The sequence below is a fragment of the Intrasporangium mesophilum genome (assembly GCF_054783095.1).
In genome coordinates, this window is the sequence record NZ_BAAGRF010000004.1 from 361,585 (window position 1) to 375,534 (window position 13,950).

Below are 13,950 nucleotides of genomic sequence, written 5' to 3' on the forward strand. Positions count from 1 at the left end.
AGCCTTCCCTCACGCGGTGAGGAGCTTGTCGAGCGACGCGCGGATCCGCTCGGAGTCCTCGCGGTACTTCAGCGCGGCGCCCAGGGTCGCGGCTGCGACCTCCGGGTCGAGACGCGTCGCACCGACCGTCTCGAGCGCGCGCGCCCAGTCGAGCGTCTCGGCCACGCCTGGGGGCTTGATGAGGTCGCCGGACGTGCGGAGCAGCTGCACGAGCCGGACGACCTGCTCGGCGAGCGCGTCCGGCACCTCGGGCAGGCGGGTGCGCACGATCTCGAGCTCGCGGGCCAGGCTCGGGTGGTCGATCCAGTGGTAGAGACAACGCCGCTTGAGCGCGTCGTGCAGCTCGCGCGTGCGGTTGGAGGTGAGCACGACGAGGGGTGGCGTCGGGGCGCTGACCGTGCCGAGCTCGGGGATCGTCACCTGCCACGTCGAGAGCACCTCGAGCAGGAACGCCTCGAACTCGTCGTCGGCCCGGTCGATCTCGTCGATGAGCAGCACGCACGGCGCCGAGCGCAGCGCCTCGAGCACGGGTCTCGCGAGCAGGAACCGCTCGTCGAACAGCTCGGCCTCGAGCTCGGTCGCGTCACGGCGCTCGTCCTTCGCCAGTGCTTCCACGGCGCGCAGGTGCAGGATCTGGCGGGGAAAGTCCCAGTCGTAGAGGGCCTGGGTGGCGTCGATGCCCTCGTAGCACTGGAGCCGGATCAGGCGCAGGTCGAGGGCCTGCGCGAGCGCTTCGGCCAGGGCGGTCTTGCCGGTCCCCGGCTCGCCCTCCAGCAGCAGCGGGCGGTCGAGGCGGGATGCGAGGAACGTGACGGTCGCGAGCGCGTCGTCGGTCAGGTACCCGGTGCCACCGAGGGCTGCGCTGACGTCACCGGGGCTCGCGAACACGTGGTCCATGCCCCGAGCATTACCGAGAATCGGCGCCGGTGGAAGCGCCGGCCGCCCGGTCCAGGTCGGCGGGGGTGTCGGCGTCGCGGCCGGTGGCGAGGTCGCCGCACTCGACGAGGTCGTGGCCGTGGGTCCGGAAGTAGTCGCGGGCGCCGCGGTCGCCGGCCGCCGACTCGCTGACGCCCACCCAGTGGTCGCGGCCGATCTGGGCCGGGTGCCCCGGCACGCCGTCGTATGCCGCCCGGACCAGGCTCGCCCGCAGCGGACCCCGCGACCCGGCCAGGACCCGGGCGACGACCTCGGAGGTGACGTCCGGCAGGTCGACGAGGGTGACGAGGACGGCGTCGACCGCTCCCTCTCCCTCGTGGGTCGTCCTGGCCAGGGCGCTGAGGGCGGCCCGCAGGGAGGCGCCCATGCCCTCGTCCCAGTCGGGGCACGGCACGACGTCGACGTCCCGGCCGAGATGGCCCACGACCGCCGCGACCTCGTCGCCCGCCGCGCCGACGACGACGGTCACTCCGGTGCAGCCGCCGTGGTGCAGCACCGTCACGGCGCGCTCCACGAACGTCGCGGACTCCGCACTCGGCCGGACCAGCGCCTTCGGACCGCCCATGCGACGGCCCGCCCCGGCGGCCAGCACCAGCCCGCGCACGTGCGGGGCTCGCGGACGAGGGATCTCGCTCATCCCCCGGACGCTACCCGGTTCGAGGTATTCGGATGGAGGTGAAAGGTCGCCGGATACCGCGAGAGATCACCTCGACCGGAATACCTCGAACCGGGGCACGCAGTCAGCGGACGCGGGCGAGGTCGAGGGGCCAGACCGGGTTGCCAGGCAGCTCGTGGACCCGCTCGACGCTCGCGGAGTGCGAGTAGGGCTGGATGAGCGGCACGAACGGGCTCCGCTGGTTCATCGCGATCTGCCAGGCGGCATACGCCGAAGCCCGGTCGTCACCGAGCGAGGCGCTCGCGGCGGCCGTGAGGTCGTCGATGTCGGGGTCGGCACCCAGCGCCCAGCCGGCCCTGGCGCCGACGAGCTCGCTCGGTGCAAAGGCGAGGTAGTTCTCCGGGTCGGGGTAGTCGGGGCTCCAGCTCCAGATGCTGAACGCGCTGCGGCCGGCGCGATAGTCGCCCAGCGCCTGGGCGGCGGGCTTGGGCGCGAGGGTCACCGTGATCCCGACCTCGGCGAGCTGCTTCTTGACGAGGGTGGCGAGGGTGGCCGGCGGGATGCCCTCGATCGGCAGATCTGCGGCATACGACAGCGGGATCGGCTGGCCGTGGTACCCGGACCGCTTCAGAGCCGCCTTGGCGGCAGGCACGTCGCGCTCGGGAACCAGCGGCAGCTCGGTCGTGCCGACCGTCGGTGGGGCAGGCGTTCCCGTGGCGGTGCCGCTCGTGCCGCTCGTGCCGGTGGACGCATCGGGAGCGGGGGTCCCCGTCGTCGCGCCGGAGTCGGCCGCGGTCGCGGGTGGTGGCGACGTGGGCACGACGCCGTTCTCGAGGGCTCCGACGATCCCGGCCGGGATCAGCCCTGCGGCCGGGGTCGCGTCGCCCGACGCCCGAGCCAGAGCCTCGCGGTCGATCCCGAGACGCACTGCCTCGTCGAAGTCGCGGTTGGGCGTCCACTGGTTGACGGCCTTGTTGCGGTTGAGCATGAGGAAGGCGAGCGTCGAGGACCGCATCGTCGTCACGGTGACGGGCGTCGTCTGCGGCCGGCTGCCGATGGAGGCGGCCTGCATCGGCGACAGGTCGAGTGCCACATCGGCGGTACCTGTGGTGACGTCGGCCAGCTGCTGCTGGGGGGTGGCGTCTCGCACCACGACGCGGGGGAAGGCCGGCGCGTCGCCCGACCAGTTCGGGTTGGCCTCGAGGGTCAGCTCGCCGCGGGCCGAGACTCCCGAGAGGACGTAGGGCCCCGAGCCGGCGGAGTGCGTCGCGAAGTACGTGCCGGACGTGTCGCCCGGGCCGATCGCGCCGCCGTTGGCCTTGACCGTCGCCGAGTTGAGGATGCCGTATGCCGGGTTGGCCAGGATGGCCGGGAGGGCGAAGTTGGCGCCGGGCGAGGCGATCGTGAAGGTCCGGTCGTCGACCTTGGTGACGTTGACGGTGCCCAGGATCGACGCGGCGTTGCCCCCGCGGCCCTTGGAGCGCTCGAGCGTGAAGATGACGTCGTCGGAGGTGATCGGCGTGCCGTCGGCGAAGACGAGACCCTTGCGCAGGCGCATGGTCAGCCACTTGCCCTCGGGGGACAGGGTGTACTCGGCGAGGCCCGGCACGACCTTCGTCGGGTCGGAGGGGTCGAGCGTCGTCAGGGTCTCGTACAGCGCCTTCGACAGCATCGCGCCGCTGCGGTTGAAGGTGCGGCTCGGGTCGAGCGAGGTGTGGTCGAAGACGGTCTCGACGACGAGCGGGCTCGGGGCGGGCTTGAGCGGGGTGCTCACGCCGGCGGCGGTCTCCGAGCCGACCGGAGCCGACCCGTCAGGGGTCGTGCAGCCCGCGGCGACGAGGGCGAGCATGCCGACGGCAGCCACGACCACAGGGCGGGCGACACGTCGGCGCATTTGAGGATCCTTCGGGCGGGGGCGGCAGGAGTCGCCGCCGCTGCCGCGGCTCACCCCAACCTGGCGAAGTCTATCCGGACCCACTGGCGGTGGCGCCCGCCGTCGTGGCTGACGGACCGAGCACGAGATACGCCTGGGCGACGAGCACGACGCCGATGGCGACCCACTTGCCAGGCGGCAGCGCCACGCCGTACCGCCATGTGTCGATGAGGACGAGCCCCACCTGGAGCATGACCACCCAGCCCATCGTGACGAGCGACAGCTCGGCGTACTTCAGCGACGACGCGTACACCCAGAACAGGACCAGGAAGGTCCCGGCCCCGAGGACGAGCGCGCGGATGCCGCCGTGCGTGGCCCACTCCTTGGCCAGGAGCGCGCCGACCAGGTCGAGCCCGGCGAGGCACACCATCGCGATCGTGGCGACGACCGGCACGGGCCAGGCATCCGGTGCCTTCAGGAGTGGGATGTCGCCGACGCTCATGCTGGGGTCCTTGCCGGAGGTTCGGTGCCACGCTTGCGCGCGCCTGTCCCAGTCAGAGCCCCGCGCGAGCCCCTCTGATACGACCCGCCTACTCCTGGCCGCGGGCGAACCACGCGGCGAGGTCGGGGGCGAGCGGTGGCACGTCAACCGCGTCTCCGCCGGAGCGCAGCGAGGTCGTCGCGGCGAAGGCGGCCGCCACCGCCTCGCGGGCCGCGACGGGCGAGGTCATGGTCGGGCCGCCGTCGCGGACGAACCGGACGAACTCGGCGATGAGCAGCGGGTCGGCCCCGCCGTGCCCGGAGGTGTCCGCGGGCGGGACCTGCACGACCTCGTCGGCGTCCTCACGGTAGGCGTCGGTGCGAGTCGTCCAGACCTTGATGACCGCCCCCGGGCCGTCGCCGAAGTTCTCGAGCCGGCCCCGGGTGCCGATCACGGTGTAGTTGCGCCAGTAGTCCGGTGTGAAGTGGCACTGCTGGTACGACGCGAGAACGCCCCCGTCGAGCACGAGGTTGGCCATCGAGATGTCCTCGACGTCGACGACCGGGTGCAGGTCGCGCTGCTCGGTGGGCGGCCAGGCGTCCAGCGAGTACCAGTCGGCCATCCGTCGGTCAGAGTTGTCGCGGCGCTCGGTGATGTCGCCGTAGACGGCGAGTGCGCCGACGGCGCTGACGCGCCGGGTGTAGGCGCCGGCGAGCCAGTGGATGACGTCGATGTCGTGCGCGCCCTTCTGCAGCAGCAGGCCGGTCGTCATCGACCGGTCCGCGTGCCAGTCCTTGAAGTAGAAGTCGCCGCCGGCCGAGACGAAGTGCCGGCACCAGATCGCCTTGACCTCGCCGATCGTTCCCGCCTCGACGATGTCCCGCATCGCCCGCACGACCGGCATGTGCCGCATGTTGTGCCCGACGTAGAGGCGGGTCCCCGTGCGGTGTGCTGCGGCGAGGATGCGGTCGGCGTCGTCGACCGTCGTCGCCATCGGCTTCTCCACGAAGGTAGGTATGCCGGCCGAGAGAGTGGCCATCGCGTGCTCGGCGTGCACGTGGTCGGGGGTGAGGACGAGCACGGCGTCGAGCCGGCACGTGCCGTCGGCCGAGTCGCGCAGCATCGCCGCCAGGTCAGGGGTGATGCGCGCATCGGGCAGCGCGGCCGCAGCGTCACGACGTCCGCGCTCGGAGGTGTCGCAGACGGCCACGACACGCGAGCCCTCGCCGGGCTGGTGAGCCCACCGGGCGAGGCTGGCGCGCAGGCCGAAGCCGATGATCCCGATCCGGACGTCGTCTTCGGAGGTCATGAGCCACAGTCGACCACACCGGCATACGGTGTGCGCATGTCGCTCGCCCCAGCTGAGACTGCCGTCGGCCGCGCGCCGGTCGCCCTCGGCGCTCTCGCCCTCGTCACCATCGTGCACCTGGCGACCCAGCTGGGTGACGCCACGGGTCCCCTCGCTGACGTCACCCAGGACCTGCTCATGCCGCTGCTGGCCCTTGCCCTCGCGCTCGCGGTGCCCGCGCCGCGCGGGCGACTGGTCAACGGAACGCTCGTGGCGCTGGGCTTCTCGTTCCTCGGCGACGCGGCCCCCGACCTCGCCCCGGACGACTCCACGTTCCTCGTCATGGTGGGCTTCTTCCTGGTGGCCCAGGTCGCCTACGTCGTGACCTTCTGGCCGCTGCGCCGGGAGAGCGTGGCCGGGCGCTCGTGGCTCTACGTCGTCCCGTATGCCGTCGCGTTCGTCGCGCTCGTGGCCGCCTGCCGGGCGGGAGCGGGGTCGCTGTTCGCGCCGGTCGTCGTCTACGGTCTCGCGCTGACCTCGATGGCCGTCCTGTCGACCGGCGTCTCGACCCTGGCGGGCGTCGGGGGCGCGGTCTTCATGGCGTCCGACGCCCTTATCGCGCTCGGCGAGTTCACCAGCCTCGACCTGCCGCAGCACGACTTCTGGGTGATGCTCACCTACGTCGTCGGCCAGACCCTCATCGTGCTCGGCGTCATGAGGCGGCGAACTCGCGAACGAACCCTCTGAGCATGCCGTGGGCGGCCGACACGTCGGCCGTCATCGCCTGCTCGATGAGAGCGTCCTTCTCCTCCGGGCGGAAGTAGCCCAGGTGGGCGTAGGCATGGATCCGGTTGACGAACGTCTCGATCTCCAGCTCGGGATGGAACTGCGTCACGTAGCCGGTCCCACCGAGCCGGTAGGCCTGGACCGGACACGCCTCGCTCGTGGCCAGGACGACGGCGCCCGGCGGGGGCTCGCTGCACGCCTCCTTGTGACCGACGAACGCCGTGAACTCCTGTGGCAGCGATCCCGTCACCCGGTCGGCTCGCCCGGCGTCGGTGAGGCACACCGTCGTCGTCCCGACCGGCTCGCCGAACTGCCTGTCCACGACGCCGCCCAGCGCGAGGCTCGTTGCTCCGATGCCGTAGCAGAGCCCGAGATAGGGCACGTCCTGCTCGACGAGCTCGCGGATGAAGACGGTCAGCTCGTCTTCGACTCGACGTTGTTCCGGCGACTTCGACTCCTGCGGGTCGGTCACGGTGAACGGGCTGCCCCCGAGCACCACGCCGGCGTAGGCCCGCGCGTCGAGCGGGGTGAACGGTCCCTGCTCGATGCGCAGGTGCACGACCTCGGACGCGTCCAGCCCGGTGATCCGCAGGAAGCCATCTCGCTCCTGCTCCGCCAGGTGGTCGTCGGCGCGCGAGGTCAGCAGCAGGAACGGCAGCCGCGTCGTCACCGGGCCTCCCCGAGGATGGCGAGCAGGAGCGCCTGCGTAAGAGCAGTCCGCTGGAGCTCCTCGGGGTGCACCGACTCGTTCGGCGCGTGGATGCGGCAGTCCGGCTCCTCGACTCCGATGAGAAGCAGCTCGGCGTCCGGGTGCAGCTGGGTGAGGGTGTTGGTCAGAGCGATCGAGCCGCCCTGGCCGGTCGTCACCATGGGCCGGCCGTATGCCGTGTGCATCGCCTGTGCCAGGGCGGCGTAGGCGGGCCCGTCCGTGCGCGCCCGGAACGGCTGGCTCGACGAGACCGGGTGCACCTCGACCTGCGCTCCCCACGGGGTGTGCGCGCGCAGGTGCTCGGCGAGGGCGTGCTGCGCGTGGACGGCGTCCATCCCCGCGGGGACCCGGAGTGCCACCAGGGCGCGGGCAGTCGGCTGGATCGCGGCCGTCGCGCCCGACACCGACGGTGCGTCGATGGCCACGACCGTCGCGTTGGCTCGCGCCCACAGCATCTCGGCGACCCCGCCATGCGCGCCCGTGAGGACCTCGACCCCGTCGAGCACGCGGGCGTCGGCACGGAAGTCGTCCGCGGCATACGGGTTGCCGTCCCAGAGGGCGGTGTTGTCGAGCCCGTCGATGACCGTGTCGCCACGCTCGTCGCGGAGCGAGGCGAGCGTGGCCACGAGCGCCGCGAGCGCGTCGGGTGCTGCACCCCCGAACATGCCGGAGTGGGCCGGGCCTTCCATGGTGCGCACCGTCACGGTGACGCTGCCGGTGCCCCGCAGCGTCGTCGTCACTGTCGGCACCCCGAGCGCCACGTTGCCGGTGTCGGCCACGACCATGACGTCGGCGGCCACGAGGTCGGGCCGGTCGGGCATGAGGTGCTCGATGCCCGGGCTCGACTGCTCCTCGGACCCCTCGCAGACCAGCAGGATGCCGCACGGCCAGCCGCCCAGGACGGCCTTCGCGGCGCGCAGTGCCACGAGCGTCGCCACGAGGTTGCCCTTGCAGTCGGCCGAGCCGCGCCCGAACCACCGGCCGTCGCGCTCGGTGAGGACCCACGGGTCGGACGTCCACGCAGCGGGGTCTCCGGCGGGCTGGACGTCGTAATGGGAGTAGAGCAGAACCGTCGGCGCCCCCGGCGGACCCTCGGCCCGGCCGTGCACCAGCAGAGCCCCGTTCGGCGCCGGGACCAGGTCGACGGCCAGACCCAGCTCCCGCACGAGGTCGGCGACGTGCTCCGCGGCGGCCCGGCACTCGCTCTCGGCCTCGACCGCGGGGTCGGCGACGGAGCGATGCGCGACCAGAGCTGCGAGGTCGACCAGGGCACGCGGCATACCCTCGTCCACCCCGGAGCGGAGCGCCGCGACGAGGTCGACCGGTAGCGGGGTCGCGGGGGCCGGCTCGGGGACAGGTGGGACGTCCATCACGGCAGCAGGTCGTCGAGGTAGGTCGGCAGCATCGCCCACCAGGTCGGCCAGTCGTGGCTGTAGGCGGGCCCCCAGTCGTCGACACGGTTGGGAATTCCCTTGGCGCCCAAGATATTCGCCGCCGCCCAGGACTCGCCCACGTCCTCCCACTGCCCGCTGCCAGACGCGAGGATGATCATCCGGCGCCGGAGCAGGTCGAGGTCCGGACCGTGGAGGTCGGGCAGGAAGTGCAAGGGCGAGCTGAAGTACATGTCGTCGGTGAACCGGCCGCCGATGAACTTCTCGATCGCATACGTGCCGCTCATGCAGATGGCCGCATCGACCAGGCTCGGGTAGCGGCACGCGATGGCCAGCGAGTTGAACGCACCGATCGAGGCGCCCGCGACGACGACCGGCAGATGACCCCCCACGTCCGAATGGATGGCCGGGATGACCTCCTGCGCGACCGCGTCGTGGAAGGCGTTGAACAACGCCATGCGGTACTCCGTGGACCCGACGTTCTCGGCCATCGCCTTGCCCGCGACGCTGTCGCACGAGTAGACCTTGGCCCGGCCGGCGTCGATGAGCGGCATGAGGTGGCGGATGAGCTTGTGCCGCTCGACCTCCTCCGCGTCGCCCCCGGCGGTGGGGAAGAGCAGGACGGGCATCCCGTAGGTGCCCCACCGGGCCACGGTGATGTCCTGCCCGAGTCGGTCGGAGTACCAGCGGTCGGTCACCTTCATGGGTCCCTGCCTCCTTGCGCGCACATCATTCGTAGACGAACTTCTGTGGTCCGGGGAAGAGCCAGGAGAGGCCGTCGCCGAGCCGGTCTCGCCAGTTCTCCCAGTTGTGTCCGTCTCGGGCCTCGGTGTAGCGCACCCGCATCCCGGACTGCCGGAAGACGGGCACCATCGACCGGTTCGGCGTGATGAGTGGCTCGTACACCCCGCACGTCATGTAGATCTGGTCGACGACCTGGGTCGGCTTCTCACGGTAGCGGTTGACGAACTTCACGACCGGGTCGAAGGCGGGACCGCCGCCATGGTCGAAGCCGATGTCCGTGAACACGAGCGAGGCCGACTGGAGCATGAGCGAGCCGAACAGGCCCGGATAGCGCACCGCCGTCGACAAGGACGCGATGCCGCCGAAGGACGAGCCCATCAGACAGCGCGCCTCGGGGGTGTCTATGACCGGCAGCCGCTCCGTCACGAGCGGCACGAGCTCCCGCGCGACGAACCGGGCGTGCGGCGCGTAGTTGGGGTACTCCTTGAGCCGGTCGCGCGGCGGCACGAAGACGGCGATGAGCGGGTCGACGTCGAGGCGGTGGATGAGGTTGTCGAGCACCGTCTTCATCGCGGCGAACTCGAGGTAGTCGGTGCCGTCGTGGACGATGAGGAGCGGGTACCGCTGGGCGCGGTTGAACCGGGCGGGCAGGTAGATCTGCACCTGCTGGTCCCGGCGCAGCGCCCGGCTGCGGACCTGCTGCTCGACCAGCGTGCCCGGCCGCGCCTCGGGGTCGTACATCGTCCATTCCGGCACGCGGTAGCCGATCGCCGCACACACCGACGACGAGCCCAGTGGGCTGTGCGCGAGCCGGGGGTTGAGCGGGTCGTTGAACCGCTCGTAGTGCTCCCCCTTGCGGATCTCGATCTGGTACTCCACCCGCGAGCCCTCGGGCAGCACCGTCGTCACGGCCCACAGGTCCGAGTCGCCGAGCCGGCGCATCGGGAGCGGGTCGGGCAGGCCCACGACGCGGTGCCGGACCCAGACCTCGTCGACATCGCCGCGGTAGAGGAACGTGGCGCGTTCACCCTCGATGACCGGGCAGCCGAACCGCGCGATGAACCGGTCGATCGTCGGTCCGTCGACGGGCAGCCGCTCGCGCAGCCGGTTGATGGCGAGGCGCTCGGGCGGGCTCACGGCGCACCCACCACGCTCACCCGTCCGTCGGGGTCGACGACCCGCGCGCCCGCGGGCAGGCCCGTCGCACCGTCGTCGAACCGCACGACCGCGCCGTCGTCGAGCAGGGTCAACCGGTGGTCGGGGAAGCGTCGTGCGAGCACCGACATCCGCTCCTGGTCCTCCAGCTGGAGGCGACGTCTCGCGTGGGGCAGCGCGATGATCCCCTGCAGGCGGCCCGTGCCGGTGTCGTGGACCTCGGCCGCGGTCACCCCGTGCGGGGTGAAGTCGTGGAACAGGACGACCTGGTCGGTGAGCGCCATCGCTCCCGCCGACCACGCCACGACGGGTAGCTCGGGCGGGATCGTCACGTCGAACACGCGCATCGCCCGCAGCAGCGTGCGCACGTTCCCGCCGGCGACGACCACACCGACACAGTCGCTGAGGATGGCCGCGATCTCACCCATGTGCCAGCCGATCGTGCCGCTCTCGACGCGGGGTGCCGTGGCACCCACCGCGCCGTACAGCTCGGCGAGCTCCGCGGCATACCACCGGTCGACCTCACGCACCGCCTCGATGGCGTCGAGCTCCGCGACCGGCCCGAGGCCGTGGATGGACGTGCGGTGATGGACCGCGTGGACGGCATCGATGGCGCTCTGCAGGCGTATGCCGTAGAACGCGCGCAGCTCATCCTGCCGGTCCCGGAAGGCGATCGCGGCAGCCGCGAAATGGTCGTCCTTGGCCAGCACGTCCATCATCCGGTGGTGGAGGCGGAGGTTCACCCCGCGCCCGTCGAGATGGCCGTTCAGCTCGCCGTCGTCGGCCTCGCGCTCCTCCCAGCCTGCGTTGATCATCGCGATCCGTCCGTCCAGCTCGAGCGAGCGGACCGTGGAGCCGACCGTCGTCGTGAACCGTTGCGGCCCAAGCAGAGTCGTCGTCATCCGGTCAGGAGGCGTACACGTGGATCGTGCGGCCGACGTCGTCGAGCATCGCGCGGGCGGTGTCGTAGTCCGGGTGGCGCAGGCGCACCCACGCGTTGGCCATGTAGCCCGCCTCGACCGCCTGTGTGCCGTGGCCCTCGGGCGGGAAGTGGCCGTCGATGATCCACTCCCCGTAGCGGCGCTGGATCTCGTCGATGCCGCTGTAGCCCTGGATCCGGCCGTCACGGTCGGGACGCAGCGCGACGATGCCCGCGGCATACGTCCGCTTCATCGGCTGCTCCGGCGCGCGGTGGGTGATGACGTGGGCCCACTCGCGGTAGACGTCGACCTCGTTCGCGGCGGAGTACAGGTCCCACGCTCCGACACCTGGCGGGCGGCAGCCGATCTCGCTGAACTTCAGGCCCTTCGGGCCGTAGAACCACTCCATGTGGGTCGCCGACGTCTCGATGCCGAGGGCGTCGATGACGCGGCGGCCCAGCTCGCGCACCTGGCCGTAGAAGTCGTTGCCGTCGAGGCGGTTCGTCGTGACGAACTGCGGCGAGATCCACCGGTGCCGCATCGCCTCGAGGACGTTGGGGTAGTAGTGCGTGGCCCAGTCGTGCACGACACGCCCATCGAGCGTGATGGTGTCGTAGAAGCCCTCGTGGCCCTCGACGAACTCCTCGATCGCGATCGACGTCGCGCCCTCGGCGCCGAAGGCGGCCAGCGCGCGGCTCAGGTCCTCGTCGCTGTCGACCCGCACGGTCCCCTGGGCCCCGGCACCGCTGCGGGGCTTGAGGATCAGCGGGTAGCCGACCTGCCTCGCGAAGTCCCTCGCCTGCGCGGCCGTGTCGACCGCAGCACTCGCCGCCGTCGGCACGCCGGCCTGGCGCAACGCCTCCTTCATCGACGGCTTGTCGCGGCACAGCCACGTCGTGCGCACGCTGGTGCCCGGGATGCCGGTCGCCTCCCGGACGTAGGCCGCAGGCATCGTGTGCGCCTCCACGGTGGCCTCGAGCGCGTCGACCCACACGCGGTCCTGGAAGTGACGCACACCCTCGACCATCTGGCCGACGTCGGTGACGGACCCGACGCGGTAGTAGCCCCGCAGCGCACCGAGGATGTCGTCGCCGAGATGGGCCTCGTCGGACTCACCGATCCCGTAGACGTTCGCGCCGACCGAGGCGAGGGCGTGCACGAAGCGACGCTGGTTCGCGGGGAACGACGGCTCCACGAAGATGATGTTCACGGATCGACGCTATCGGTCCGCAGGGTGAGGCGCCACGAACGGCGAGCCGTGTGGCGAAAGCGCCCACATGGTCGGTCACGGGTCCAGACTGGCCTCCTCGGATCCGTGCACCACGACCGCCACGGAGGCACCATGTCGTCCCCTGAGTCATACCCCTCCTCGCCCAGCACGCCGTCGGACGAGGACGTCCTCGCCTCGACCCTCGGCCGCGCGGCGATCATCACCGGTGTCGTGTCGATCGTCATCGGCGTCATCGCGCTCGTCTGGCCGAAGGCCACCCTGCTCGTCGTCGCGATCCTCTTCGCGATCGAGCTGATCGTCCTCGGCATCCTGCGGCTCACGTCGCTGGGCGCGCTGCCGCCACAGCCCGGCTGGCTCAAGCCGCTGACGATCGCGCTCGGCGTGATCACTCTCATCGCCGGCATCGTCTGCCTGTTCCGGCCGAACGCCTCGCTCGTGATCATCGCGATCCTGCTTGCCGTCGGGTGGATCGCCGAGGGCATCAGCTCGTTCGTGGCGGGCTTCTCGTCCGGGATGTCGGGCGGGATGCGGACCTACCTGATCATCGTCGGCATCGTGCTGCTCGTCGGCGGTCTGCTCGTCGCCATCTTCCCCGGGTCCACGCTCGTGTTCCTGACGCGCTTCTCCGGGATCCTGTTCATCCTCGTCGGGCTCGTCCTCGTCGTGGCGGCGATGCTCGCGCGCCGCGAGCTGCGCAAGCTCGCCGACACCCCCTGACGCTCCGACCCGGTATGCCGTGCGCTTGGTGTCAGGCGCCGGCGGCAGATCCGCACGGGGTGACGCCGAGCGCACGGCACGGCCGGGTCGTCAGGATGCGGTGCCGGCCTGCTCCTGCTCCGCCTGGTAGGCCGCGAGGTCTTCCTCCTCGAAGACGCGGCGGACCTCGACGGACACCTCGCTGAACATGTCCGCGAAGCGCTTGGCGAGGTCCAGCGCCTGGTCCTTGTTCTCCACGTTGATGAGCGCGAACCCGCCGATGACCTCACGGGCCTCGCTGAACGGCCCGTCGGTGACGGACAGCCCGCCACCCGCCTTGCGGACGATGGCTCCCTCGTCGCTCTTGTGCACGCCCTCGGCCGCGAGCAGGACCCCGGACGAGGCGACCTCTCCCATGAACGCGCCCATCTGCTCGATGAACTCGGGGCTCGGGTTCCAGGCCTCGGGCAGGGACTCGTCGAGCTTGTGGATCAGCAGGTAACGCATGTGTGGCTCCTTCGGGTCGTGGCCGGGTCGGTCCCAGCCTTCACCACCACGTCGAGCCGCGGGAGCCCGGCTCGACAGTGGGTTCGGTTCGATCTTCGAAAGACGGGCAGACGCGGCACGGCACCGCCCACTCGGGGGTGGGCGGTGCCGGGCGAGCGGACGGACTCAGGCCATCGCGGGGGAGCCGGCCTCGACTGCCTTGGGGTCGGTGCCGAACCGGTTGTCACCGGTCGTGCCGGCGGTCGCGAGGAACACGATGAGGACGATCCCGCCGACGAACGGAACGAGGGCGATGAGCCACCACCACGCGCTGCGGTCGGTGTCGTGAAGCCGGCGGAACGTGACCGCGAGGCCCGGGACGAAGACCGCGACGGCATACGCCCAGTAGAGAACGGTGAAGAGCGAGCCGATCGCGCCGCCGTTGAAGGCTGCGCCGATGCCGTAGATGACGGCCGCGATGATGACGTTGATCAGCGTGAACATCCAGTACTCGGTGCGGCGCGCACGACCGGTGAAGGTCGCGTAGCTCTTGAGCACCTTGAGGTACCAGTCCATGTGATGACTCCGTGTGTTAGGTAGTGCGCGTGGTCCGCGCCGCGCGGAATCTATTGCTCGCG

Annotated in this window: 15 protein-coding genes; 2 read left to right on the plus strand and 13 right to left on the minus strand. The window is 71.2% G+C overall.

The window, feature by feature from the left end; genetic code table 11:
- Positions 1 to 9: 9 nt before the first annotated feature.
- From ACYVLP_RS05035 to ACYVLP_RS05055, 5 genes are all read right to left on the minus strand, one after another.
- Positions 10 to 897 (minus strand): AAA family ATPase, encoded by an 888-nt coding sequence (locus tag ACYVLP_RS05035; protein WP_460626242.1) that lies wholly within the window; start codon positions 895 to 897, stop codon positions 10 to 12.
- 10 nt (positions 898 to 907) lie between these two features.
- Positions 908 to 1,573 (minus strand): nucleotidyltransferase family protein, encoded by a 666-nt coding sequence (locus ACYVLP_RS05040; protein ID WP_460626243.1) that lies wholly within the window; start codon positions 1,571 to 1,573, stop codon positions 908 to 910.
- Positions 1,574 to 1,676: 103 nt separating this feature from the next.
- Positions 1,677 to 3,446, minus strand: coding sequence for an ABC transporter substrate-binding protein (locus ACYVLP_RS05045; protein ID WP_460626244.1), 1,770 nt, complete (start codon positions 3,444 to 3,446; stop codon positions 1,677 to 1,679).
- Positions 3,447 to 3,516: 70 nt separating this feature from the next.
- Entirely contained in the window at positions 3,517 to 3,927 is a 411-nt protein-coding gene (locus ACYVLP_RS05050) for a hypothetical protein (protein WP_460626245.1), read from the minus strand.
- An 88-nt stretch (positions 3,928 to 4,015) separates the two neighbouring features.
- Positions 4,016 to 5,215 carry a Gfo/Idh/MocA family protein gene (locus ACYVLP_RS05055; RefSeq protein ID WP_460626246.1) on the minus strand — a complete coding sequence of 400 codons (1,200 nt, stop codon included), beginning with the start codon at positions 5,213 to 5,215 and terminating at the stop codon, positions 4,016 to 4,018.
- A gap of 36 nt (positions 5,216 to 5,251) precedes the next feature.
- Here ACYVLP_RS05055 and ACYVLP_RS05060 point away from each other — a divergent pair, with 36 nt between their 5' ends.
- Positions 5,252 to 5,941, plus strand: coding sequence for a lysoplasmalogenase (locus ACYVLP_RS05060; protein ID WP_460626247.1), 690 nt, complete (start codon positions 5,252 to 5,254; stop codon positions 5,939 to 5,941).
- Here the strand turns inward: ACYVLP_RS05060 and ACYVLP_RS05065 are convergent.
- The 6 genes from ACYVLP_RS05065 to ACYVLP_RS05090 are packed head-to-tail and all read right to left on the minus strand — an operon-like array spanning position 5,907 to position 12,109.
- A complete protein-coding gene (locus ACYVLP_RS05065; protein ID WP_460626248.1) occupies positions 5,907 to 6,650 on the minus strand; it encodes a glutamine amidotransferase in 744 nt (247 codons plus the stop codon). The genes ACYVLP_RS05060 and ACYVLP_RS05065 overlap by 35 nt on opposite strands.
- Complete coding sequence (locus ACYVLP_RS05070) at positions 6,647 to 8,059, minus strand: M20/M25/M40 family metallo-hydrolase (protein WP_460626249.1); 1,413 nt, start codon at positions 8,057 to 8,059, stop codon at positions 6,647 to 6,649. The genes ACYVLP_RS05065 and ACYVLP_RS05070 overlap by 4 nt, the downstream gene beginning before the upstream one ends.
- Positions 8,059 to 8,784: an esterase family protein gene (locus tag ACYVLP_RS05075; RefSeq protein WP_460626250.1), complete on the minus strand. Its 726-nt coding sequence runs from the start codon at positions 8,782 to 8,784 to the stop codon at positions 8,059 to 8,061. The genes ACYVLP_RS05070 and ACYVLP_RS05075 overlap by 1 nt, the downstream gene beginning before the upstream one ends.
- Before the next feature lie 25 nt (positions 8,785 to 8,809).
- Positions 8,810 to 9,961 (minus strand): alpha/beta hydrolase-fold protein, encoded by a 1,152-nt coding sequence (locus ACYVLP_RS05080; protein ID WP_460626251.1) that lies wholly within the window; start codon positions 9,959 to 9,961, stop codon positions 8,810 to 8,812.
- Positions 9,958 to 10,881, minus strand: a complete 924-nt coding sequence (locus ACYVLP_RS05085) for a hypothetical protein (RefSeq protein WP_460626252.1) — start codon at positions 10,879 to 10,881, stop codon at positions 9,958 to 9,960. The genes ACYVLP_RS05080 and ACYVLP_RS05085 overlap by 4 nt, the downstream gene beginning before the upstream one ends.
- Before the next feature lie 4 nt (positions 10,882 to 10,885).
- Entirely contained in the window at positions 10,886 to 12,109 is a 1,224-nt protein-coding gene (locus ACYVLP_RS05090; RefSeq protein WP_460626253.1) for an ATP-grasp domain-containing protein, read from the minus strand.
- 132 nt (positions 12,110 to 12,241) lie between these two features.
- On the opposite strand from ACYVLP_RS05090, the gene ACYVLP_RS05095 reads away from it, so the two are divergent.
- A complete protein-coding gene (locus ACYVLP_RS05095; protein WP_460626254.1) occupies positions 12,242 to 12,847 on the plus strand; it encodes an HdeD family acid-resistance protein in 606 nt (201 codons plus the stop codon).
- Positions 12,848 to 12,937: 90 nt separating this feature from the next.
- Here the strand turns inward: ACYVLP_RS05095 and ACYVLP_RS05100 are convergent, their stop codons facing one another.
- On the minus strand, positions 12,938 to 13,333 hold the full coding sequence (locus ACYVLP_RS05100; RefSeq protein ID WP_460626255.1) for a YciI family protein: 396 nt from the start codon (positions 13,331 to 13,333) through the stop codon (positions 12,938 to 12,940).
- A gap of 165 nt (positions 13,334 to 13,498) precedes the next feature.
- On the minus strand, positions 13,499 to 13,888 hold the full coding sequence (locus ACYVLP_RS05105; RefSeq protein WP_460626256.1) for a DUF805 domain-containing protein: 390 nt from the start codon (positions 13,886 to 13,888) through the stop codon (positions 13,499 to 13,501).
- Between the last annotated feature and the right edge of the window lie 62 nt (positions 13,889 to 13,950).